The following is a 22,028-nucleotide window of genomic DNA, read 5'->3' as shown; positions in this document are numbered from 1 at the left end:
GGAGCCAGTCTCGCATCTCAGCACTCGTCCTCGACCGTCCGGTCCCTGCCCGCCAGGGTGCCGACCACCATTTGGGGCACCATGAGCCCGGCCATCAGGGCGATGGGCAGGCCCCAGCCCCCGCTGTGCTGGTAGAGGACGCCGACCAGGAGCGGTCCGGGAATGGAGAGGAGGTAGCCGACGCTCTGCGCGAAGGCGGAGAGCCGGACCACACCGGCGCCGGTGCGCGAACGCATGCCGATCATGGTGAGGGCGAGCGGGAAGGCGCAGTTGGAGATGCCGAGGAGCACGGCCCAGACCCAGGCGCCGCCGGCCGGCGCGACGTACAGCCCGGTGTAGCCGCCGAGGCCGCACAGGCCCAGGGCGACGGCGATGGGCCCCTGGTTCCTGAGCCGTCCGGCGAGACGCGGGATGACGAAGGCGAGCGGCACGCCCATCACCATGGTGACGGCGAGGAGCACACCGGCCGTACCGGCCGGGACACCGGCGTCCCGGAAGATCTGCGGCATCCAGCCCATGGTGATGTACGCGCCGGTGGCCTGGAGGCCGAAGAAGACACCGAGTGCCCAGGCGGTGCGGCTGCGCGTGATCCGGAGGGGAGCCGCGGTGCGGGCCGGCTCCTGGGCCGGGAGCGACACGGCGGGGGCGGCCGAAGCTCCCCCGGCCCGGTCGCGCACCAGGGGGATCCAGGGCAGGACGGCGAGGGCGGCGAGGCCCGCCCAGACGCCGATGCCGGTGCGCCAGCCGCCGCCCAGGGCCGCTGTCATGGGCACGGTCGCGGCGGCTGCCAGGGAGGTGCCGAGGGCGAGCGCCATGGAGTAGAGGCCGGTCATGGTGCCGACGCGGTCGGGGAAGTACCGCTTGACGATGACGGGCATCAGGACGTTGCTGACGGCGATGCCCATCAGCGCGAGGGCGCTGGCGGCGAGGAAGCCCGCGGTGCCGCCGGCGAAGGGGCGGAGGGCCAGGCCGGCGAAGATCGCCGCCATGCCGGCGCAGACGACGGCGCCGGGGCCGAAGCGGCGGGCGAGGCGCGGGGCGGTGATGCCGAAGACCGCGAAGCAGAGCGGGGGCACGGAGGTGAGGACGCCGGCCACGCTTCCGCTCATGTGGAGGCCGTCGCGCACCTCTTCGAGAAGGGCGCCGAGGCTGGTGATGGCGGGCCGGAGGTTGAGGGCCGCCAGGACGAGCCCGACCACGACGAGCCGGGTGATCCAGCGGGCCTGCGAGGCGGATGCGGCAGGATTCCCGGCCGTGGCCGCCGTGACGGGAGAGGAGGCGCGGGCCGGGGGCGTAGCGGTCTTCAGGGTCTGCGGCTCGTCAGGCATGGGGTCATCATAGAATCATGGGATGATTGATTGTCCAATCAGGAACCAATCGAAAGGTGCACCATGGCGCTCGGCTCTCCCCGGCGGTCCGGGCTCTCCGATCAGGTGATCACCGAGCTGCGGAGCCAGATCACATCCGGCGAGTGGCCGGTGGGGTCGCGGATCCCGACCGAACCGGAACTGGTCGAGCAGCTGGGCGTGGCCCGCAACACCGTGCGGGAGGCGGTCCGGGCGCTCGCGCACAACGGCCTGCTGGACATCCGGCAGGGGTCCGGCACCTACGTCGTGGCCACCAGCGAGCTGGCGGGGGTCATGCACCGGCGGTTCGCCGGGTCGGACCCGCGGCACATCGCGGAGCTGCGTTCCACGCTGGAGTCCGCGGCGGCGCGGTTCGCGGCGCAGCGGCGGACGGAGCGGGACATGAAGCAGCTGGACGCGCTGCTGGCCGGGCGGGAGGAGGCGTGGGCGTCGGGCGATGCCGAGCGCTTCGTCACGGCGGACGCGGCGTTCCACCACGCGGTGGTGGTCGCCTCGCACAACGACGTCCTGACCGCGCTCTACGCGGACCTGGGGCATGTGATGCGCCAGTGGCTGCGGGACGACGTGGGCCAGGAGCTGCGGCCGGAGCACCACATGGACCACGCGCGCCTGGTCGAGGCCGTGCGGGCGGGGGACGCGGAGACGGCGGGGGCGGAGGCGGCCGGCTACCCGTTCATGTGCCTCAGGAGCGCCGCGCCCGGGGAGGGTCCTCGGACGGCTGGTGCGTGATCCAGGCGGACCGGACCTCCTTCCAGCAGCGCCCGGTCACCTGGACGTAGGCGGTCGGCGCCACCTCCACGGGGGCGCTGTCGGTGTCCACGTCCCACCACTTCGCGCACTCCACGTGCAGCCGGACGCGGTCGGTGCCCGGGTAGGGGTTGTGGCAGTACGCGGTCACGCGGGAGCCCTGGACGACCGTACGGCACGAGGCGCCGAAGTCGTCGGGCTGCTCGGCGGCCGGCAACGGGTCGTCGACGGGAGCGGGGGCCGCGCTGACCTCGGCGGCCACGGCGATCCCGGTGAGAAGCGCGGCGGCCGAGGCGAACACGGCTGCCCTGCGGTGCGGCGTGCGCATACCCGTACCTCCTCCCCACGCGTAGCCGGAACGTCACGCTCTGACCCAGTCTGAGGTGATTCGGCGTACTTTTCGACTCGGGAGGGGAGGCCCCGGACGACGAAGGCCGGGTGCCCGTCCCCCCGAGGGACGGGCACCCGGCCGTGTCGCGGCCGCTCAGGCGTCCCGGCCACGTGGCCGCCGGGAGCCGAGGGTTCACATCCGAGGCGCCTAGGCGCCGATCGCGTGCAGACCGCCGTCGACGTGCACGATCTCGCCGGTGGTCTTCGGGAACCAGTCGGACAGCAGCGCCACGACACCCTTGCCGGCCGGCTCGGGGTCGGCGAGGTTCCACTCCAGCGGGGAGCGGCTGTCCCAGACGGCGGCCAGCTCGGAGAAGCCGGGGATCGACTTCGCGGCCATCGAGCCGATCGGGCCCGCCGAGATCAGGTTGCAGCGGATGTTCTGCTTGCCCAGGTCGCGGGCCATGTAGCGGCTGGTGGCCTCCAGGGCCGCCTTGGCGGGGCCCATCCAGTCGTACTGCGGCCAGGCGTACTGCGCGTCGAAGGTCAGACCGACGACCGAGCCGCCCTCGGTCATCAGCGGCAGCAGCGCCGTCGTCAGCGACTTCAGCGAGAAGGCGGAGACGTGCATGGCCGTGGCGACGGACTCGAAGGGCGTGTTGAGGAAGTTGCCGCCGAGCGCGTCCTGCGGGGCGAAGCCGATCGAGTGGACGACGCCGTCGAGGCGGTCGCCCAGGTGCTCGCGGACCTGGCCCTCCAGGCGCGCGAGGTGCTCGTCGTTGGAGACGTCGAGCTCCAGGACCTTCACGTTCTCGGGCTTGGGGAGCTTCTTGGCGATGCGCTCGGTCAGCGACGGCCGCGGCCAGGCGGTGAGGATGATCTCCGCGCCCTGCTCCTGGGCCAGCTTCGCGGTGTGGAAGGCGATGGAGGACTCCATCAGCACACCGGTGATCAGGATGCGCTTGCCCTCGAGAATTCCGCTCATGGTGATCAGTGACCCATGCCCAATCCGCCGTCAACCGGGATGACGGCTCCAGTGATGTACGAGGCGTCGTCGGAGGCGAGGAAGCGCACCGTGGCGGCGATCTCCTCGGGCTGCGCGTAGCGGCCCAGCGGCACCTGGGACACGATGCCCTTGCGCTGCTCCTCGGTGAGCACCTTGGTCATGTCGGTGTCGACGAAACCGGGCGCGACGACGTTGAAGGTGATGTTGCGGGAGCCGAGTTCCCGGGCGAGGGAGCGGGCGAAGCCGACCAGGCCGGCCTTGGAGGCGGCGTAGTTGGCCTGCCCGGCCGAGCCGAGGAGTCCGACGACCGAGGAGATCAGGACGACGCGGCCCTTCTTGGCCCGCAGCATGCCGCGGTTGGCGCGCTTGACGACCCGGAACGTGCCGGTGAGGTTGGTGTCGAGGACGGAGGTGAAGTCCTCCTCCGACATCCGCATGAGCAGCTGGTCCTTGGTGACGCCGGCGTTGGCCACCAGCACCTCCACCGGGCCGTGCTTCTCCTCGATCTCCTTGTACGCCTGCTCCACCTGCTCGGCGTCGGTGATGTCGCACTTGACGGCCAGGAAGCCGGCCGGCGGCTCTCCGGACCGGTACGTGACCGCGACCTTGTCGCCGGCCTCGGCGAACGCGCGGGCGATGGCGAGGCCGATGCCCCGGTTTCCTCCGGTGACGAGAACCGAGCGGCTCAACGGATCACCCTTTCGAATAGCGGTCTGGTACGCCGAAAACCTATCGGTCCCGCCCCTTGCGCGAAGAATCGGGCCCTGACAGTGGCGTCCGCACGCCGCTGTCGGGTCCCTACAGAAAGCCCTGGGCATCGCGGCCGAAAGCGCGACATGATCGGGGGCGACCGGTCTCAACGACAGGAGACATTCGTGCCTCATTCCATCGACGCGGCCTTCACGGCGCTGCCGCTGCGCGCGCTCGCCGACGCGGCGCTCGCCCGGGCGCGCGCACTCGGCTCCGACCATGCCGACTTCCGACTGGAGCGGGTGCGCAGCGCCTCGTGGCGGCTGCGGGACGCCAAGCCGTCCGGCTCCTCGGACATCACGGACCTCGGCTACGCGGTGCGGGTGGTGCACGGCGGGGCCTGGGGCTTCGCCTCCGGGGTCGACCTGACCATGGACGGGGCCGCGCGGGTCGCCTCGCAGGCGGTCGCCATGGCGAAGCTGTCCGCCCAGGTGATCGCCGCGGCCGGCTCCGACGAGCGCGTGGAGCTGGCCCCGGAGCCGGTGCACGGGGACAAGACGTGGATCTCGTCGTACGAGATCGACCCCTTCACCATCCCGGACGCCGAGAAGAGCGCGGTGCTCGCCGACTGGAGCGCGCGGCTGCTGCGGGCGGACGGGGTGGCGCACGTGGACGCGTCGCTGCTCACCGTCCACGAGAACAAGTTCTACGCGGACACGGCGGGCACCGTCACCACGCAGCAGCGGGTGCGGCTGCACCCGCAGCTCACCGCCGTCGCCGTCGACGAGACGACCGGCGAGTTCGACTCGATGCGGACGATCGCGCCGCCGGCCGGGCGGGGCTGGGAGTACCTCACCGGCACCGGCTGGGACTGGGACGCGGAGCTGGAGCGGATCCCGGAGCTGCTGGCCGAGAAGATGCGGGCGCCGAGCGTGGAGGCGGGGACGTACGACCTGGTGGTCGACCCCTCGAACCTCTGGCTGACCATCCACGAGTCGATCGGCCACGCCACCGAGCTGGACCGGGCGCTCGGCTACGAGGCGGCGTACGCCGGGACCTCGTTCGCCACCTTCGACCAGCTGGGGAAGCTGGCGTACGGCTCGTCGATCATGAACGTGACCGGCGACCGCACCGCCGAGCACGGACTCGCGACGATCGGGTACGACGACGAGGGCGTCGAGGCGCAGAGCTGGGACCTGGTGAAGGACGGCACGCTCGTCGGCTACCAGCTGGACCGGCGGATCGCCAGGCTGACGGGGCTCGGCCGGTCCAACGGCTGCGCCTTCGCCGACTCCCCCGGGCACGTCCCGGTGCAGCGGATGGCGAACGTCTCGCTCCAGCCGGACCCGGGCGGCCTCTCGACGGAGGACCTGATCGGCGGGGTCGAGCGCGGGATCTACGTGGTCGGCGACCGGTCGTGGTCGATCGACATGCAGCGGTACAACTTCCAGTTCACCGGCCAGCGCTTCTTCCGCATCGAGAACGGCAGGCTGGCAGGGCAGCTGCGGGACGTCGCGTACCAGGCGACGACGACGGACTTCTGGGGCTCGATGGAGCAGGTCGGCGGCCCGCAGACGTACGTCCTGGGTGGCGCCTTCAACTGCGGCAAGGCGCAGCCGGGCCAGGTCGCGGCGGTCTCCCACGGCTGCCCGTCCGCCCTCTTCCGCGGTGTCAACATCCTCAACACGACGCAGGAGGCCGGTCGATGAACGCGCACCACGCAGTCCGCCGGGGGTCCGGGAGTCGTCCCCCGGGCAAGCACAGTCTCACCACGACGCAGGAGGCCGGTCGATGAGCCGCGTCAGCAAGCCGTACGAGATCGTCGAGCGGGCCCTCGGGCTTTCGCGCGCCGACGGGTGTGTCGTCATCGCCGACGAGGAGTCCTCGGCCAATCTGCGCTGGGCGGGCAACGCGCTGACCACCAACGGCGTCACCCGCGGGCGGACGCTCACCGTCATCGCGACGGTCGACGGGGCGCAGGGCACGGCGTCGGGTGTCGTCTCGCGTTCCGCCGTGACCGCCGACGAGCTGGAGCCGCTGGTGCGGGCCGCCGAGGCGGCCGCCCGGGCCGCCGGGCCCGCCGAGGACGCGCAGCCGCTGATCGAGGGCATCGACGAGTCTCCCGACTTCACGGACGCCCCGGCCGAGACGGGTTCGGGGGTCTTCACGGACTTCGCGCCGGCGCTGGGCGAGGCCTTCGCCCGGGCCCGGGCCGGCGGCCGCGAGCTGTACGGCTTCGCCCACCACGAGATGACGTCGACCTACCTGGGTACCTCGACGGGGCTGCGGCTCCGCCATGACCAGCCCAACGGGACGCTGGAGCTGAACGCCAAATCTCCGGACCGCTCGCGTTCGGCGTGGACCGGACGCTCCACGCGCGACTTCAAGGACGTCGATCCCGCGGCGCTCGACGCCGACCTGGCGCGGCGGCTCGGCTGGGCGGAGCGCCGGATCGAGCTGCCGGCCGGGCGGTACGAGACGCTGCTGCCGCCGACGGCCGTGGCCGACCTGCTGATCTACCAGCTGTGGTCCTCGACCGCCCGTGACGCGGTGGAGGGCCGGACGGTCTTCTCCAAGCCGGGCGGCGGGACCCGCCTGGGCGAGACGCTCTCCCCGCTGCCGCTGACGCTGCGCAGTGACGCCAACGAGCCCGGTCTGGAGTCCGCGCCCTTCGTCATCGCCCACTCCTCCAGCGACGACTCGTCCGTCTTCGACAACGGCCTGCCGCTGGCGCCGACGGACTGGGTCCGGGAGGGCCGGCTGGAGAGCCTGATCACCACCCGGCACACCGCGGCGCTCACCCGCCTGCCGCTGGCACCGGGTGCCGGGAACCTGATCCTGGACGGCGGCGGCGAGCGCTCCCTGGAGGAGATGGTCGCGTCGACCGGGCGGGGACTGCTGCTGACCTGCCTCTGGTACATCCGCGAGGTCGACCCGGCCACGCTGCTGCTGACCGGTCTGACCCGGGACGGCGTCTATCTGGTCGAGAACGGTGAGGTGGTCGGCGAGGTAAACAACTTCCGGTTCAACGAGTCGCCGGTGGACCTGCTGTCGCGGGCCTCGGAGGCGGGGCGGACCGAGAAGACGCTGCCGCGCGAGTGGAGCGACTGGTTCACCAGGGCCGCGATGCCGGCGCTGCGGGTGCCGGACTTCAACATGAGCTCGGTCAGCAAGGGCGTCTGACCCCCATAGACTGAGGGACGGCATGACCCCCATCAACCGAGGAGACGGACGACCGTGACGGACATCGTCGACGAGCTGAAGTGGCGCGGGCTCTTCGCCCAGTCCACTGACGAGGACGCATTGCGCAAGGCTCTCGCGGACGGTCCCGTCACGTTCTATTGCGGCTTCGACCCGACCGCGGCCAGTCTCCACGTGGGTCACCTGGTCCAGGTGCTCACGGTCCGCCGGCTCCAGCAGGCCGGTCACCGGCCGCTGGCGCTGGTGGGCGGGGCCACCGGCCAGATCGGGGACCCGCGGCCGACGGCCGAGCGCACCCTGAACGACCCGGAGACGGTCGCGAACTGGGTGAACCGGCTGCGTACGCAGATCGAGCCGTTCCTCTCCTTCGAGGGGGAGAACGCGGCGGTCATGGTGAACAACCTGGACTGGACCGCCGGAATGTCGGCGATCGAGTTCCTGCGGGACATCGGCAAGCACTTCCGGGTCAACAAGATGCTGACGAAGGACTCGGTCGCCCGGCGGCTGGAGTCCGAGCAGGGCATCAGCTACACCGAGTTCAGCTACCAGCTGCTGCAGGGCATGGACTTCCTGGAGCTGTACCGTCGCTACGGCTGTGTGCTGCAGCAGGGCGGCAGCGACCAGTGGGGCAACCTGACGGCCGGGCTGGACCTGATCCACCGCCTGGAGCCGGACGCGGTCGTGCACGCGCTGGCGACGCCGCTGATGACGAAGGCGGACGGGACCAAGTTCGGCAAGACCGAGGGCGGGGCCGTCTGGCTGGACCCGGAGATGACGACGCCGTACGCGTTCTACCAGTTCTGGCTGAACGTGGACGACCGGGACATCTCGAAGTACCTGCGGATCCTGTCGTTCAAGACCGTCGCGGAGCTGGAGGAGCTGGAGAAGGTCACGGCCGAGCGGCCGCAGGCCCGTACCGCCCAGCGGGCCCTCGCCGAGGAGCTGACGGCGCTGGTGCACGGGGCCGAGCAGTGCGCGGCCGTCATCAACGCCTCCAAGGCGCTGTTCGGGCAGGGCGACCTGGCCGAGCTGGACGAGGCGACGCTGTCCGCCGCGCTCTCCGAGCTGCCGCACGCGCGGGTGGCGGAGCTCGGGCAGGTCGTGGACCTGTTCACCGAGGTCGGTCTCGCGCCGAGCAGGTCGGCCGCGCGCCGGACGGTGAAGGAGGGCGGGGCCTACGTGAACAACGTGAAGGTCACCGCCGAGGACGCCGAGGTGTCGGCGGACGAGCTGCTGCACGGCCGCTGGCTGGTGCTGCGCCGGGGCAAGAAGAACCTGGCCGCGATCGAGGTCGGCGCCGGGAGCTGAGGCCCCGGGCGCCGCGGCACGACGGCGGCCCGCCCTACGCCGTGCGCGTGTGGCGGGCCGCCGTCGTGTCACTCGGTGCCGTCGGACGGGTCACGCCCGCCGTCTGTTGCCCTTGATCGAAGCCCACAGCATGTCGCCGACGCCCACCACCGCGATGGCTCCGATGAGCTGGAGCAGGTGGCGTGTCCAGTCGATGCCCTTGGTCTCGTTGACCCCGATCCAGGTCGCGACGGCATTGCCGAGGACACTGCCGAGGATGCCGAAGATCGTCGTCAGCCACAGCGGGATCTGCTGCTTTCCCGGAATGATCGCCTTGGCGATCAGACCGAGCACCAGACCCACGATGATCGCCCACAGCCAGCTCATGTCGCCTCCTCGTGCGGCGCGCTCTGCGCATGTGGGGCCAGTCTCGGCCGGGCGGAGATTCCGCGCATGCCGGACGGGGCCATACGTGCCCCGGTCTCCTGCGGGCCGGACGGCGGGCGTACCGTGGAGACGAGGTCCGGACCGGTCGGCGTCCGGCGTGAATGCCGGGTGGTGAGTGCGATGCGCAAGCGTGGCGGAACCGAGGTCTTCCGCATCACCGGGGCCCGTCAGGGGCTGGCCGACGATGTGCGGGGCCGGCAGCGGCGCTATGTGATCTCGATGTCCATACGGACGCTGGCCGTCATCGCCGCCGCCGTGCTGTGGAACGTCGAACGGCACGTGGCCGTCGTGGCGCTGGTGCTCGGCGCGGTGCTGCCGTACATCTCCGTGGTGATCGCCAACGCGGGCCGGGAGAGCGCGCCGTCCCTTCCCTCCACCTTCGTACCGGCGCCGACCCGGCCCGAGCTTCCGCACGCGGAGGGTCCGACGGAGCCCCGCACGGAACGCTCGTACGGGCAGAGTTGATCAGTAACGCCCCCAAAAAGCTCAAGAAAAGCTCAGATCAATCATGAAGTTCCGGTGCACCACACCCCGTGTCCCGTGACATACTTCCTACGCGCTCCGCATCCCCCGTCGGAGCGACGGACCGATGCCGGGCAGCTCCCCCCGTGGCTGCCCGGCATCGCCCTTGTTGGACAATGTCCCGGTGATCAATCCGGTGAGTGAAGAGACCCCGATCTGCTCCGCCAAGGGCTGCCGCGTGGCCGCGGTGTGGGTGCTGGCCTGGAACAATCCGAAACTGCACACGCCGGAGCGCCGCAAGACCTGGCTGGCGTGCGAGGAGCACCGCGAGCACCTCTCCCAGTTCCTGGGCGTACGGGGCTTCCTCAAGGACGTCGTGCCGCTGGCCGAGTGGGAGGCCGGCGCCGAGAACTCCCGTGGCGATGACGCCGGTTCCGGGGAGACGGGCTCCGGGGGCTCAGCCGCCGATCGCTGACATCGGGCGCTCGGGCTGCAGGAAGCTCGGGTCGTCCAGACCCGAACCGGCCTTCTTGCCCCACATCGCCTGCTTCCAGATCCGGGCGATCTCCTCGTCCGGCGCCTCGGAGCGCAGCGCGGCGCGCAGGTCGGTCTCCTCGGTCGCGAACAGGCAGGTGCGCACCTGGCCGTCGGCGGTGAGCCGGGTGCGGTCGCAGGCCCGGCAGAAGGGGCGGGTGACGGAGGCGATCACGCCGACCGTGTGCGGTCCGCCGTCGACGACCCAGCGCTCGGCGGGGGCCGATCCACGCTCCTCGTCGCCCTCGGGGGTCAGGGTGAAGCGGGTGCGCAGCGACTCCAGGATGTCCCCGGCGGTGATCATGCCGTCGCGCTTCCAGCCGTGCTGGGCGTCGAGCGGCATCTGCTCGATGAAGCGCAGTTCGTAGGCGTTCTCCACCGCCCAGGCCAGCAGGTCGGGAGCCTCGTCGGCGTTGAGCCCGGGCATCAGGACGGCGTTGACCTTGACGGGGGTGAGCCCCGCGTCGCGGGCGGCGGCCATGCCGTCGAGCACGTCCTGGTGGCGGTCGCGCCGGGTCAGGGTCTTGAAGACGTCGGGCCGCAGGGTGTCCAGGGAGACGTTGACCCGGTCGAGACCGGCCGCCTTCAGGGCGGCGGCCGTGCGCTTGAGACCTATGCCGTTGGTGGTGAGGGACATCCGGGGGCGGGGCTCCAGGGCCGCGCACCGCTCGACGATGCCGACCAGGCCGGGGCGGAGCAGCGGCTCGCCGCCGGTGAACCGGACCTCGGTGACGCCGAGGTCGGTGACCGCGACGCGCACCAGCCGGACGATCTCGTCGTCGGTGAGGAGGTCGGGCTTGGCCAGCCACTGCAGTCCCTCCTCGGGCATGCAGTACGTGCAGCGCAGGTTGCACCGGTCCGTCAGCGAGACACGCAGGTCGGTGGCGACCCGGCCGTAGGTGTCGATGAGCACTGTGGCCCCCTCCCCTTCGTCTCGCGGATGGTGTCGTCGGTATGTTCCGAGCCTACGCGAGCGCACCGACAACACGCATGGACGATTGTCACCAGGACCGGCGCGGCCGCGTCGTAGAACTCTACGACGCGACCGACCGCCGGTCGCGTACCGTATACGATTCAGTGCGCTCCGACACCGGTGAGGGACTTGACCTCCAGTTCCGCGTACTTGCCCTTGTCCGGGCCCTCCTTGGAGAGGAGGGAGCCGAGCCAGCCGAGCAGGAATCCGAGCGGGATGGACACCAGGCCCGGGTTCTCCAGCGGGAACCAGTAGAAGTCCACGGTCTTGAACATCGAGGTGGGCTTGCCGGAGACGACCGGCGAGAAGAGCACCAGGACGACCGAGGAGACCAGGCCGCCGTAGATCGACCAGAGCGCGCCCTGGGTCGTGAACCGCTTCCAGAAGAGGCTGTAGAGGATCGTCGGCAGGTTGGCGGAGGCGGCGACGGCGAAGGCGAGGGCCACCAGGCCGGCGACGTTCAGGTCGCGGGCGAGCGCGCCGAGCGCGATCGAGACGATGCCGATGAGGACCGTCGCCCAGCGGGCGGCGCGGACCTCCTCCTTCTCCGTGGCCCTGCCGCGCCGGATGACGTTGGCGTAGATGTCGTGGGCGAAGGACGAGGACGAGGCCAGGGTCAGTCCGGCGACCACCGCGAGGATGGTGGCGAAGGCGACGGCCGAGATCACCGCGAGCAGGATCGCGCCCCCGGTGGATCCGGCGCCGCCGCCGACCTCCAGGGCGGCCAGCGGGGCCGCGGTGTTGCCCGCCTTGTTGGAGGCGACGATGTCGCTGTTCTTGAGCAGGGCCGCGGCGCCGAAGCCGAGGACGATGGTCATGAGGTAGAAGGCGCCGATGATGCCGATGGCCCAGTTGACCGACTTACGGGCGGCCTTGGCGGTCGGCACCGTGTAGAAGCGGATCAGGATGTGCGGCAGGCCGGCCGTGCCGAGGACGAGCGCGATGCCGAGCGAGAGGAAGTCCAGCTTCGAGACGCCGCTGACCCCGTACTTCAGGCCGGGCTCCAGGAATGCCTGGCCCTTGCCGCTGTTGCTGGCGGCCGCGCCGAGCAGGTCGGAGAGGTTGAAGCCGAACTTCAGCAGGATGAGGAAGGTGATCAGGAGCGTGCCCGCGATCAGCAGGACGGCCTTGACCATCTGCACCCAGGTGGTGCCCTTCATCCCGCCGATGGTGACGTACACGATCATCAGCACGCCGACCAGGGCGACGATGGCGACCTTGCCGCCGTCGCTGGTGATGCCGAGCAGCAGCGAGACGAGCACGCCGGCGCCGGCCATCTGTGCGAGCAGGTAGAAGATCGAGACGACGATGGTGGAGGTGCCCGCGGCGGTACGGACCGGGCGCTGGCGCATCCGGTAGGCCAGCACGTCGCCCATGGTGAAGCGGCCCGAGTTGCGCAGCGGCTCGGCCACCAGGAGCAGCGCCACGAGCCAGGCGACCAGGAACCCGATGGAGTAGAGGAAGCCGTCGTAGCCGAAGAGCGCGATGGCGCCCGCGATACCGAGGAAGGACGCGGCGGACATGTAGTCGCCGGAGATCGCGAGGCCGTTCTGGAAGCCGGTGAACTGGCGGCCGCCGGCGTAGAAGTCGGCGGCGCTCTTGGTCTGGCGGCCGGCCCAGACGGTGATGACCAGGGTGGCGACGACGAAGGCGCCGAAGAGGGTGATGATCAGCGGCCGGTGCTCGCCGGTGGCGTTCTCGGCCGCCAGCGAGACGGTCTGGTACAGGCTGCTCACGCGTCGGCCTCCATACGGGACTTGATGGCCTCGGCCTTCGGGTCGAGGCGTTCGGCCGCGTGCCGCGAGTAGAGCCAGGCGATGAGGAAGGTGGTCAGGAACTGGCCGAGGCCCAGGACCAGGGCCACGTTGATGTTGCCGAAGAGCCGGGTCCCCATGAAGCCGCCCGCGTAGTTGGAGAGCAGCACGTACAGCAGGTACCAGGCGATGAAGGCGACGGTCAGGGGGAAGGCGAAGGAGCGGTACGTGCGGCGCAGTTCGCCGAACTCCGCACTCTCCTGCACCTCGACGAACGCCTCCGTGGTCGGCTGGGCGGGGGCGCCGAGGACGGCGTCCCCGCCTCCTCGGGGCGGCGGCGGTGCTTCGGTGGCCACGGATTCTCCTCGGGACGCGGGTGCGTTGGGCAGGGACAAAGGGGCCTCACTCGGGTGAAAACGGAGCTTCGGACGGAGCTCCTCCCCTGCACAACGGCACGGCGGACGGGGCGACTCGGTTCACCGCCGGCGATTTTCTTCTCCGGGATCTTCATCAAGTCCTCTCAACTCATTGAACGGCCGGGTTGATCAGCGATAGCTTCACTCGTCATGCACCTGCCCGCCCGCAATCGGCGTTCGGGCAGTACATACGGATGATGTGGAGAACCCATGGCTCATCTGGGATCGAGACGCGGTCGAGTACTCGCTCTTCCGGTCGGTCTCGCGCTCACGGCCTCGCTCGGCTTCCTTCCGACCGGCGCATCCGCCGCGGAACTGAGCGATGCCCCGGCGACGGCCGCCGTGGCGACGGACGGCCCCAAGCTGTCGTACGTCGTCAACATCGAGGGAGGCCGCTGGACGGCCGCCTCGGTGAAGAAGGCGATCGCCGCGGCCGGCGGCACGGTGGTCATCTCCTATGACCAGATAGGCGTGATAGTCGTCCACTCGCAGAACCCCGAGTTCGCGAAGACGATCCGCGAGGCCAGGGGTGTGGTGTCGGCCGGCTCGACCCGCACCGCGCCGCTCTCCGTCCAGACCGACACCTCGGTCGACGAGGGCGGTCAGGCGCTCACCGCCGCCGAGGCCACGGTCGCGGCCGCCGGCGCCACCGACGCGCAGGACCCGCTGGAGCCCCTGCAGTGGGACCTGCCCGCCATCAAGGCGGACAAGGCCCACCAGCGGACGCTGGGCAGCAAGAAGGTCACGGTCGGTGTCATCGACACCGGTGTCGACGACACCCACCCGGACCTGGCGCCGAACTTCGACACCGCCGCCTCGGCCAACTGCGTCACCGGCGCCCCGGACACCACGCCGGGCTCCTGGCGCCCCAACCCGGGCGAGAGCGACCACGGCACCCACGTCGCCGGCACCATCGCCGCCGCCAAGAACGGCATCGGCATCACCGGTGTCGCCCCGGGCGTGAAGGTCTCCGGCATCAAGGTCTCCACGCCCGACGGGTTCTTCTACACGGAGGCCGTCGTCTGCGGCTTCGTGTGGGCGGCCGAGCACGGCGTCGACATCACGAACAACAGCTACTACACCGACCCGTGGCTGTTCGCCTGCAAGAACGACGCCGACCAGAAGGCGCTGATCGAGGCGGTCACGCGCGCCACCCGCTACGCGGAGCGCAAGGGCACCGTCAACGTCGCCGCGGCCGGCAACTCCAAGATGGACCTGGCGGCGGACGAGATCACCGACGCCACCAGCCCGAACGACACCACGCCGGTGACCCGGGTCATCGACCCGCAGGAGTGCCTCGACTACCCGGCCATGCTGCCGGGCGTGGTCACGGTCTCCGCGACGGGCGCCAAGGACCTCAAGGCCTCGTACTCCAACTACGGCCAGGGGATCATCGACATCGCGGCGCCCGGCGGCGACCGCACGGAGTACCAGACACCGGACGCCCCCGCGGTCAACGGGCGCATCCTGTCGACCACGGTCCAGGGCGGCTACAACTACAAGGCCGGCACGTCGATGGCCTCGCCGCACGCGGCCGGTGTCCTCGCGCTGCTGAAGTCGACGCACCCGTACGCGAGCCCGGCGGCGCTCAAGGCCCTGCTGTACGCGCAGGCCGACGACCGCGCCTGCACCAACCCCTACGACATCGAGGGCGACGGCAAGATCGACGCGGTGTGCGAGGGCGGCAAGAACAAGAACGGTTTCTACGGCGCGGGGCTGATCGACGCCCTTGACGCCGTGCGCCGCTAAGGAGCACCCGGAAGGTACCGGCGTCCGCCCGCGGGCGGGGGTCGCGACCCAGGCGGGACTTCCGGACACGACTCAGGTCGACACGAGGGCCCCGGTGCGGCAGTCCGCCGCACCGGGGCCCTCTGCCATGGCACCGGGTGCCATGATGCGGTCATGGACCTCACGGTGGGCGGTGCCACGGAGCGGTTGTGGACGATGCTGGGCGGCGACCCCGCCCTCCTCGACCGGGTGGCTTACGGCGGCCCCTCGGGGCTGTTGCCGGCCCGGCTGCCCGTCATGGACCTGGCCCGGGCCACGGTCGCGGTCGCCGGGCTGGCCGCCGTGGAGCGGCAGTGCGGGCGGGGAACGGCCCCGGCCGGCACCGGCGCGCTGGTCCGGGTGGACGACGGGGCCGTCGCCACCGCGTTCGTGAGCGAGCGTCACCTCCGGATCGACGGACGGGCGCCGGTCGCCTTCGCACCGCTCTCCCGCTTCTGGCGGGCCCGGGACGGCTGGGTCCGTACGCACGCGAACTATCCGCACCACCGGGCCGCGCTGACGGCGGCGCTGGGCGTCCCCGACGCGTCGGTGCAGGCCGTGGAGGCGGCGATCGCCGAACGCGCGGCCGTGGAGGTCGAGACGGCGGTGTACGCGGCCGGGGGCCTCGCCGTCGCCCTGCGCACGCCCGAGGAGTGGGCCGCCCACGAACAGGGCCGGGAGGTGGCGGCGCGCCCGCTGCTGACCGGTGAACGGCTCGACGACGCGGCCCCGAGGCGGTACGCGGGCGGCGCCCGGCGGGCTCCGTCCGGTGGCCCGCTCACCGGGCCCGGCGGGCACCCCCTGCGGGTCCTGGACCTGACCCGGGTGATCGCCGGCCCGGTCGCCACCCGCACGCTCGCCCTGCTCGGCGCCGACGTGCTGCGCGTCGACCCGCCGGGCCGTCCCGAACTCCCCGACCAGCACGCGGAGACCGGCGTCGGGAAGCGGACGACCGCCCTGGACCTGGACAGCCCCTCCGGCCGCCGTGCCTTCGACGGCCTCCTCGACGCCGCCGACGTCCTGGTCACCGGCTACCGGCCCGGCGCCCTGGACCGCTTCGGTCTCCACCGCCCGGGACTGGTGACGGCCCGCCTGTCCGCGTGGGGCGACTACGGCCCGTGGGGCGAACGGCGCGGTTTCGACAGCCTGGTGCAGGCGGCGACGGGGATCGCGACGACCGAGGGCTCGCCGGAGCGGCCGGGTGCGCTGCCGGCCCAGGCCCTGGACCACGGCACCGGCTATCTGCTGGCGGCCGCGGTGCTCCGGGCCCTGACCGACCAGGACCGGGAGGGCGGGACCCGTCTCGTACGCCTGGCGCTCGCGCAGACGGGGCACTGGCTGGCGACCGCGCTCCCCCGCTACGAACCGGAGCGGTATCTGACCGAGACGGACGGCCCGCTCGGGCTGCTGCGGTACGCGCGCTCTCCGGTGACGTACGACGGGGGCCCGGCGGACTGGTCGCGCCCGCCGGGCGTCGCGGGCGCCGACGCCCCGGTCTGGGACCGGGAGGTGTGAGAGCCGGGACGAGGAGGTGGTCCCCTACGGCTTGACGAGGACCTTGAGGGCGGTGCGCTCGTCCATGGCCCGGTAGCCGTCGGGGACGCCCTCCAGGCCGACGGTCAGGTCGAAGACCGGGGACGGGTCGACGCGGCCGTCGAGGACGTCCGGGAGCAGTTCGGGAATGTACGCGCGGACCGGCGCCACACCGCCGCGGAGCGCGATGTTGCGGTCGAACATGACGGAGAGGTCGAGTCCGGTGCCGCTGCCGTGCGGGACGCCGACGTAGCCGATGGAGCCGCCGTCCCGGGTGATCGCGACGGCGGTGCGCATGGACTGCTCGGTGCCGACGGCCTCGATGACGGCGTGGGCGCCCTGACCGCCGGTGAGTTCGCGCACGGCGGCCTCGGCGGCCTCGCCGCGCTCGGCGACGACGTCGGTGGCGCCGAAGGCGCGGGCGATGTCGGTGCGGGCGGCGTGGCGGCCGAGCGCGATGATCCGCTCGGCGCCCAGGCGCCTGGCGGCGAGGACCCCGCACAGGCCGACGGCGCCGTCGCCGACGACCGCGACGGTGGAGCCGGGCCGCACGCCCGCGCCGAGGGCGGCGTGGTGGCCGGTGCCGAGGACGTCGGAGAGCGCCAGGAGAGCGGTGAGCAGCCGGTCGTCGGAGGCGGCGTCGGCGGGAAGCGCGACGAGCGTGCCGTCCGCGAAGGGGACGCGGACGGCTTCGCCCTGACCGCCGTCGGAGCCGACCGAGCCCCAGAACCCGCCCCGGGGACAGGAGGTCTGCAGCCCTTCCGCGCAGTAGGCGCAGGTCCCGTCGGACCAGACGAAGGGGGCCACGACCAGGTCGCCGGGGCGGAAGCCGGTGACGTCGGCGCCGGCCTCCTCGACGACGCCGAGGAACTCGTGCCCGATCCGCTGCCCCGGCTGCCGGGCGGCCTCGCCGCGGTAGGCCCACAGGTCGCTGCCGCAGACACAGGCGCGCAGCACCCGCAGGACGACGTCGGTGGGCTGCTGGATCACCGGGTCCGGAACGTCCTCCACGCGCAGGTCGAACGGGGCGTGGATGGTGGTGGCGCGCATGACGGACGGTCCTTGCTCTCGATCGGCGGTACGCCTTTCACCGTACGCCCGGTCCGCTGACCGGACCGACCGGGCCGCGCGTACCGACGCGAGGTCGCCGGCCCGTCGGCCCGTCGGCCCGCCGGCGAGGGCGGCGGACCACTCGGTGGAGCACGCGGCAGACCACCCGGCGGGGCGTCCCGCGCACCGGCCGGGCGGCGCGGCGGACCGCCCGGCGCGGTGAGCGCGCGCCGAACTGCCGTACCAGTCGCTCCCCGTGGGCGCCGGCCGTCATCCCCGCGGGGGGATTCGGCCACGGGAAGGACACCGGGGACCGCGTTGTCAGCGGCGGCCCGTATTCTCAGTGACCATGCTCGACGACCGCACGACAGCGACGACGTGGCCGGCCGCGTACCCGCAGGGGTACGCGGTCGTCGACGTGGAGACCACCGGACTCGCCCGCGACGACCGGATAGTGTCCGCTGCCGTCTACCGCCTGGACGCCCAGGGCGATGTCGAGGACCACTGGTACACGCTGGTCAACCCCGAGCGGGACCCCGGACCGGTCTGGATCCACGGCCTGACCACCGACGTCCTCGAAGGGGCGCCGCTCTTCCCGGAGATCGCCGCCGAGTTCTCGGCGCGGCTCGACGGCCGGGTCCTCGTCGCTCACAACGCCATGTTCGACTGGTCGATGATCGCCCGGGAGTACGCCCGCGCCGAGCGCACCGCCCCCGTGCGTCAGCGGCTGTGCACCATCGCCCTGTCCAAGGAGCTGGCGCTCCCGCTGCCCAACCACAAGCTGGAGTCGCTCGCCGCGCACTTCGGTGTCGTCCAGCAGCGGGCGCACAACGCGCTGGACGACGCGCGCGTGCTGGCCGAGGCGTTCCGGCCGAGCCTGCACACGGCGGCGGAGCGGAACGTCCGGCTGCCGCTGCTGGAGTGCCGGCCCCTGACGGAGTGGGCGGCCGCGCCGGCCACGCCCCGGATCGGCCACCAGTCCTCGTACCGCGCGAACGGCTGGCGCCCCTCGCGGAAGCGTCCGCCGTGCCCGTACCCGAACCCCGGGCGGTACACATCGGGTGAACTACTCAAACAGGGCATGCGGGTGGCGTTCTCCGGCGACACCTCCGTCGACCGGGAACTCCTCGAGGACCGCGCGGTGGAGGCGGGTCTCCACGTGGCGTCGAGCGTCTCGCGGCTGACCAGCCTGCTGGTGACGAACGACCCGGACGCGGCCACGTCCAAGACGGTCAAGGCGAAGTCCTTCGGCACCCCGATCGTCGACGAGGCCGCCTTCACCCAGCTGCTGCGGGACGTCGCCCCGGCAGACGGGTGAACGGCCGGGCGTGCCGCCCGGACTTCGCGCGCGGCGGACCGCACCCTGTGGCGCATGGCACGTTGTGAGGTCTGCGGAAACGATTACGGCATGTCCTTCGAAGTGCACGCGCAGGGCGCCGTGCACGTCTTCGACTGCTTCTCCTGCGCCATTCACCGCATGGCGCCCATCTGTGAGCACTGCCGGGTCCAGATCATCGGCCAGGGGGTCGAGGTCCAGGGCAAGTGGTACTGCGGCGGTCACTGCGCCCGCGCGGAGGGAAAGGCGGGCATCGTCGACCACGTCTAGGGAGTGCCGGCACGGCCGGCACGGACGCCGCCCAGGCGGTGTCCGGTCCGATCCGAGGGGGCGGGCCCGAGCGCCCGCCCCCCGGTCCCGGACGGATCCCGCCCGCCTCGCGGGCCCGGCCGCCTCCGGCACCCGCCGCGAGCGGGCCCGCCGCGACGTTGTACCGTCGACGGCGTGTACCGCTTCCTGTTGTCCCGGCAGTGGGTGATCCTCACCCTCATCGCCCTCGTCCTCATCCCCGTGATGATCGAGCTGGGTTTCTGGCAGTTCCACCGGCACGAGCGCCGGGTGGCCCAGAACACCCTGATCGCGGACAACCTCAAGGCCCGGCCCGTACCCGTCGAGTCGCTGACCTCCCCCGGTCACACCGTCCCGCGGGCCGACTACTGGCGTGCGGTCACCGCCACCGGCACCTTCGACACGGCCCACGAGGTCGTCGTCCGCCGCCGCACCTCCGCCGACGAGCGGATCGGCGTCCTCGTCCTGACCCCGCTGGTCCTCCGGGACGGCCGTACCGTCCTGGTCAACCGCGGCTGGGTCCCCGCCGCCCCCGACCAGAAGGCCTACCCCGAGGTCCCGCCCGCCCCCCGGGGCGAGGTCACCGTCACCGGCCGCCTGAAGGCCGACGAGACGACCGGCGCCAGTGGCATCAAGGACCTGCGCGGGCTGCCGGACCGTCAGGTCATGCTGATCAACAGCGCGCAGCAGGCCGAGCTGCTGGGCCGCGAGGTCCTGGGCGGCTATCTGGAGCAGACGGCACCGGAACCGGCGGGGAATTCCCCCGAGCTGATCCCGGAGCCCGACCACGACTCGATCGGCGCGCACATGGCGTACGCCGTGCAGTGGTGGCTCTTCGCGTCGGGCGTGCCGGTGGGCTGGGTGATCCTCGTCCGCCGGGAGAAGCACGACCGCGAGACCGCGGGCGGCACGGACGGGGGCGCCGCGGCTCCGGAGCCGGCTCCCGCTGCGGTGTAGCCCACTGCCGCCATCTGATTGACCGTCGCCTCTCGCGGGAACACGCCAGAGCGTGACGCAACGTATCGACGACTACGCCCTCATCGGCGATCTCCAGACCGCCGCGCTCGTCGGACGCGACGGATCGATCGACTGGCTGTGCCTGCCGCGCTTCGACTCGGCCGCCTGCTTCGCCGCGATCCTCGGCGACGAGGACAACGGCCGCTGGCGGATCGCCCCGACGGGGGCGACGCACTGCACCCGCCGCGCGTACGCGGGCGACTCGCTCGTCCTGGAGACCTACTGGGAGACCCGCACCGGCACCGTCAAGGTCGTCGACTTCATGCCGCAGCGCGACACGTCGCCCGACGTCATGCGGATCGTGGAGGGCGTCAGCGGTTCGGTGGAGATGAGCGCGGTGCTGAAGCTGCGCTTCGACTACGGCTCGGTGGTCCCGTGGATACGGCGCACCGACGGCCACCGGGTCGCCATCGCGGGACCGGACTCGGTCTGGCTGCGCAGCGAGCCGCCGGTCAAGACCTGGGGCCAGCAGTTCTCCACCTGTTCGGCGTTCACCGTGAAGGCGGGCGAGAAGGTGGCGTTCGTCCTCACCTGGCACCCCTCGCACGAGGCCCGCCCCCCGCTGATCGACCCGTACGAGGCGCTGGAGGAGTCCCTGGCGGAGTGGCGGGAATGGTCGTCGCGGTGCACGTACCAGGGCCCCTACCGTGACGCGGTGATGCGCTCCCTCATCACCCTGAAGGCGCTGACCTACGCCCCGACCGGCGGCATCGTGGCCGCGCCCACCACCTCACTGCCGGAGGAGATCGGCGGCGTACGGAACTGGGACTACCGCTCCTGCTGGCTGCGCGATTCCACCCTCACCCTCGGAGTGCTGCTCTCCGCCGGCTATGTGGACGAGGCGGCGGCATGGCGCGACTGGCTGCTGCGCGCCGTGGCGGGCGATCCGGCCGACCTGCAGATCATGTACGGGCCCGCCGGGGAGCGACGGCTGCCCGAGATGACGCTGCCGTGGCTGCGCGGCCACGCGGACTCGGCGCCGGTCCGGATCGGGAACGCGGCGGTGGAGCAGTTCCAGCTCGACGTGTACGGCGAGGTCATGGACTCGCTCCACCGGGCGAGGGAGGCCGGCATTCCGCCGCAGCGGCACGCCTGGAACCTCCAGCTGAGCCTGCTGGGCTTCCTGGAGTCGACCTGGCGGGAGCCGGACGAAGGGCTGTGGGAGGTGCGCGGGCCCCGCCGCCACTTCGTCCACTCGAAGGTGATGGCGTGGGTGGGGGCGGACCGCGCGGTCCGCGCCCTGGAGGCCGACCCGACGCTGCCGGGGGACGTCACGCGGTGGCGGACGATGCGGGACGCGATCCACGCCGAGGTGTGCGAGAAGGGGTACGACCCCGTGCGCAACACCTTCACGCAGTCGTACGGCTCGCGGGAGCTGGACGCGGCGACCCTGCTCATCCCGCAGGTCGGGTTCCTGCCCCCGGACGACCCGCGGGTCGTGGGGACGGTGGACGCGGTGCGCAAGGAGCTGACCCAGGGCGGACTGCTGCTCCGGTACAACACCGAGGGCGTCTCGGTCGACGGTCTGCCGGGACAGGAGGGGACGTTCCTCGCCTGCTCCTTCTGGCTGGCGGACGCGCTCTGGCTGATCGGGCGCCGGGACGAGGCGAGGGAGTTGTTCGAGAGGCTCCTGGAGCTGTGCAACGACGTGGGGCTGCTGGCGGAGGAGTACGACCCGGTGGCCCGTCGGCAGCTGGGGAACTTCCCGCAGGCGTTCAGCCATGTCGGCCTGGTGGGCACCGCGTTCGCGCTGAGCGGGGCGGAGTCCGCGCCGCCGGGCGAGGAGGTCGCGCCGCCCGGGGCGCAGACGGCAGGATAGGTCC

21 protein-coding genes are annotated in these 22,028 nt (G+C 71.9%); 12 read left to right on the top strand and 9 right to left on the bottom strand.

Annotated features, from left to right (window positions below; all coding sequences use genetic code 11):
• Positions 1–17 precede the first annotated feature (17 nt).
• Positions 18–1,328, bottom strand: coding sequence for an MFS transporter (locus AB0K65_RS24490; RefSeq protein WP_365719948.1), 1,311 nt, complete (start codon positions 1,326–1,328; stop codon positions 18–20).
• Between the two features lie 63 nt (positions 1,329–1,391).
• Here AB0K65_RS24490 and AB0K65_RS24485 point away from each other — a divergent pair, with 63 nt between their 5' ends.
• Positions 1,392–2,096 carry a FadR/GntR family transcriptional regulator gene (locus AB0K65_RS24485; protein WP_365719946.1) on the top strand — a complete coding sequence of 235 codons (705 nt, stop codon included), beginning with the start codon at positions 1,392–1,394 and terminating at the stop codon, positions 2,094–2,096.
• Here the strand turns inward: AB0K65_RS24485 and AB0K65_RS24480 are convergent.
• The 3 genes from AB0K65_RS24480 to fabG form a co-directional block, all read right to left on the bottom strand.
• Positions 2,050–2,442, bottom strand: a complete 393-nt coding sequence (locus AB0K65_RS24480) for a hypothetical protein (protein WP_365719944.1) — start codon at positions 2,440–2,442, stop codon at positions 2,050–2,052. The two genes, AB0K65_RS24485 and AB0K65_RS24480, sit on opposite strands and share 47 nt — an antisense overlap.
• 210 nt (positions 2,443–2,652) lie before the next feature.
• Positions 2,653–3,429 carry an enoyl-ACP reductase FabI gene (gene fabI, locus AB0K65_RS24475; RefSeq protein ID WP_365719942.1) on the bottom strand — a complete coding sequence of 259 codons (777 nt, stop codon included), beginning with the start codon at positions 3,427–3,429 and terminating at the stop codon, positions 2,653–2,655.
• A gap of 5 nt (positions 3,430–3,434) precedes the next feature.
• Entirely contained in the window at positions 3,435–4,139 is a 705-nt protein-coding gene (fabG, locus tag AB0K65_RS24470) for a 3-oxoacyl-[acyl-carrier-protein] reductase (RefSeq protein ID WP_365719940.1), read from the bottom strand.
• Positions 4,140–4,325: 186 nt separating this feature from the next.
• On the opposite strand from fabG, the gene AB0K65_RS24465 reads away from it, so the two are divergent.
• The 3 genes from AB0K65_RS24465 to tyrS all read left to right on the top strand — a co-directional run bounded on the left by AB0K65_RS24465 (position 4,326) and on the right by tyrS (position 8,649).
• On the top strand, positions 4,326–5,849 hold the full coding sequence (locus AB0K65_RS24465; RefSeq protein WP_365719938.1) for a TldD/PmbA family protein: 1,524 nt from the start codon (positions 4,326–4,328) through the stop codon (positions 5,847–5,849).
• Positions 5,850–5,931: 82 nt separating this feature from the next.
• Complete coding sequence (locus tag AB0K65_RS24460; RefSeq protein WP_365719936.1) at positions 5,932–7,323, top strand: metallopeptidase TldD-related protein; 1,392 nt, start codon at positions 5,932–5,934, stop codon at positions 7,321–7,323.
• Positions 7,324–7,377: 54 nt separating this feature from the next.
• Positions 7,378–8,649, top strand: a complete 1,272-nt coding sequence (tyrS, locus tag AB0K65_RS24455) for a tyrosine--tRNA ligase (protein ID WP_365719934.1) — start codon at positions 7,378–7,380, stop codon at positions 8,647–8,649.
• Between the two features lie 90 nt (positions 8,650–8,739).
• Here tyrS and AB0K65_RS24450 read toward each other — a convergent pair whose 3' ends face one another.
• The gene (locus AB0K65_RS24450) at positions 8,740–9,015 is read right to left on the bottom strand and encodes a GlsB/YeaQ/YmgE family stress response membrane protein (protein WP_365719932.1); all 276 of its coding nucleotides are present in this window, start codon (positions 9,013–9,015) and stop codon (positions 8,740–8,742) included.
• A 180-nt stretch (positions 9,016–9,195) separates the two neighbouring features.
• Between AB0K65_RS24450 and AB0K65_RS24445 the strand changes: the two genes are divergently transcribed.
• Both AB0K65_RS24445 and AB0K65_RS24440 read left to right on the top strand, forming a co-directional pair.
• Entirely contained in the window at positions 9,196–9,540 is a 345-nt protein-coding gene (locus tag AB0K65_RS24445; protein WP_365719930.1) for a DUF3099 domain-containing protein, read from the top strand.
• 193 nt (positions 9,541–9,733) lie between these two features.
• The gene (locus AB0K65_RS24440) at positions 9,734–10,012 is read left to right on the top strand and encodes a hypothetical protein (RefSeq protein WP_365719987.1); all 279 of its coding nucleotides are present in this window, start codon (positions 9,734–9,736) and stop codon (positions 10,010–10,012) included.
• Here the strand turns inward: AB0K65_RS24440 and moaA are convergent.
• The 3 genes from moaA to AB0K65_RS24425 form a co-directional block, all read right to left on the bottom strand.
• Positions 9,995–10,984, bottom strand: coding sequence for a GTP 3',8-cyclase MoaA (gene moaA / locus AB0K65_RS24435; RefSeq protein ID WP_365719928.1), 990 nt, complete (start codon positions 10,982–10,984; stop codon positions 9,995–9,997). The two genes, AB0K65_RS24440 and moaA, sit on opposite strands and share 18 nt — an antisense overlap.
• A 161-nt stretch (positions 10,985–11,145) precedes the next feature.
• Positions 11,146–12,780, bottom strand: a complete 1,635-nt coding sequence (locus AB0K65_RS24430; RefSeq protein ID WP_365719926.1) for a cation acetate symporter — start codon at positions 12,778–12,780, stop codon at positions 11,146–11,148.
• The gene (locus tag AB0K65_RS24425; protein WP_365719924.1) at positions 12,777–13,154 is read right to left on the bottom strand and encodes a DUF485 domain-containing protein; all 378 of its coding nucleotides are present in this window, start codon (positions 13,152–13,154) and stop codon (positions 12,777–12,779) included. The genes AB0K65_RS24430 and AB0K65_RS24425 overlap by 4 nt, the downstream gene beginning before the upstream one ends.
• Before the next feature lie 270 nt (positions 13,155–13,424).
• On the opposite strand from AB0K65_RS24425, the gene AB0K65_RS24420 reads away from it, so the two are divergent.
• Together AB0K65_RS24420 and AB0K65_RS24415 are read left to right on the top strand one after the other, a co-directional pair.
• Positions 13,425–14,963 carry a S8 family serine peptidase gene (locus AB0K65_RS24420; RefSeq protein ID WP_365719922.1) on the top strand — a complete coding sequence of 513 codons (1,539 nt, stop codon included), beginning with the start codon at positions 13,425–13,427 and terminating at the stop codon, positions 14,961–14,963.
• A 153-nt stretch (positions 14,964–15,116) separates the two neighbouring features.
• A complete protein-coding gene (locus AB0K65_RS24415) occupies positions 15,117–16,496 on the top strand; it encodes a CoA transferase (RefSeq protein WP_365719920.1) in 1,380 nt (459 codons plus the stop codon).
• Between the two features lie 24 nt (positions 16,497–16,520).
• Here AB0K65_RS24415 and AB0K65_RS24410 read toward each other — a convergent pair whose 3' ends face one another.
• Positions 16,521–17,564, bottom strand: a complete 1,044-nt coding sequence (locus AB0K65_RS24410; protein ID WP_365719918.1) for a zinc-dependent alcohol dehydrogenase family protein — start codon at positions 17,562–17,564, stop codon at positions 16,521–16,523.
• A 343-nt stretch (positions 17,565–17,907) separates the two neighbouring features.
• On the opposite strand from AB0K65_RS24410, the gene AB0K65_RS24405 reads away from it, so the two are divergent.
• The 4 genes from AB0K65_RS24405 to AB0K65_RS24390 all read left to right on the top strand — a co-directional run bounded on the left by AB0K65_RS24405 (position 17,908) and on the right by AB0K65_RS24390 (position 22,024).
• A complete protein-coding gene (locus tag AB0K65_RS24405; RefSeq protein WP_365719916.1) occupies positions 17,908–18,882 on the top strand; it encodes a DEDDh family exonuclease in 975 nt (324 codons plus the stop codon).
• Between the two features lie 54 nt (positions 18,883–18,936).
• Positions 18,937–19,170: a hypothetical protein gene (locus AB0K65_RS24400; protein ID WP_365719914.1), complete on the top strand. Its 234-nt coding sequence runs from the start codon at positions 18,937–18,939 to the stop codon at positions 19,168–19,170.
• Between the two features lie 174 nt (positions 19,171–19,344).
• Positions 19,345–20,145, top strand: a complete 801-nt coding sequence (locus AB0K65_RS24395; RefSeq protein ID WP_365719912.1) for an SURF1 family protein — start codon at positions 19,345–19,347, stop codon at positions 20,143–20,145.
• Positions 20,146–20,197: 52 nt separating this feature from the next.
• Positions 20,198–22,024 (top strand): glycoside hydrolase family 15 protein, encoded by a 1,827-nt coding sequence (locus tag AB0K65_RS24390; RefSeq protein ID WP_365719910.1) that lies wholly within the window; start codon positions 20,198–20,200, stop codon positions 22,022–22,024.
• The last annotated feature ends 4 nt before the right edge of the window (positions 22,025–22,028 follow it).

Source organism: Streptomyces sp. NPDC053755 (assembly GCF_040677675.1).
Taxonomy (GTDB): Bacteria; Actinomycetota; Actinomycetes; order Streptomycetales; family Streptomycetaceae; genus Streptomyces.
This window is presented reverse-complemented; position numbering and strand designations above follow the sequence as displayed.

Coding starts and splice junctions, on each gene's coding strand:
- AB0K65_RS24490 (WP_365719948.1), bottom strand. CDS start 1,328: ATGCCTGACGAGCCGCAGACCCTGAAGACCGCTACGCCCCCGGCCCGC.
- AB0K65_RS24485 (WP_365719946.1), top strand. CDS start 1,392: ATGGCGCTCGGCTCTCCCCGGCGGTCCGGGCTCTCCGATCAGGTGATC.
- AB0K65_RS24480 (WP_365719944.1), bottom strand. CDS start 2,442: ATGCGCACGCCGCACCGCAGGGCAGCCGTGTTCGCCTCGGCCGCCGCG.
- fabI (WP_365719942.1), bottom strand. CDS start 3,429: ATGAGCGGAATTCTCGAGGGCAAGCGCATCCTGATCACCGGTGTGCTG.
- AB0K65_RS24460 (WP_365719936.1), top strand. CDS start 5,932: ATGAGCCGCGTCAGCAAGCCGTACGAGATCGTCGAGCGGGCCCTCGGG.
- AB0K65_RS24450 (WP_365719932.1), bottom strand. CDS start 9,015: ATGAGCTGGCTGTGGGCGATCATCGTGGGTCTGGTGCTCGGTCTGATC.
- AB0K65_RS24445 (WP_365719930.1), top strand. CDS start 9,196: ATGCGCAAGCGTGGCGGAACCGAGGTCTTCCGCATCACCGGGGCCCGT.
- AB0K65_RS24420 (WP_365719922.1), top strand. CDS start 13,425: ATGGCTCATCTGGGATCGAGACGCGGTCGAGTACTCGCTCTTCCGGTC.
- AB0K65_RS24415 (WP_365719920.1), top strand. CDS start 15,117: ATGGACCTCACGGTGGGCGGTGCCACGGAGCGGTTGTGGACGATGCTG.
- AB0K65_RS24410 (WP_365719918.1), bottom strand. CDS start 17,564: ATGCGCGCCACCACCATCCACGCCCCGTTCGACCTGCGCGTGGAGGAC.
- AB0K65_RS24400 (WP_365719914.1), top strand. CDS start 18,937: ATGGCACGTTGTGAGGTCTGCGGAAACGATTACGGCATGTCCTTCGAA.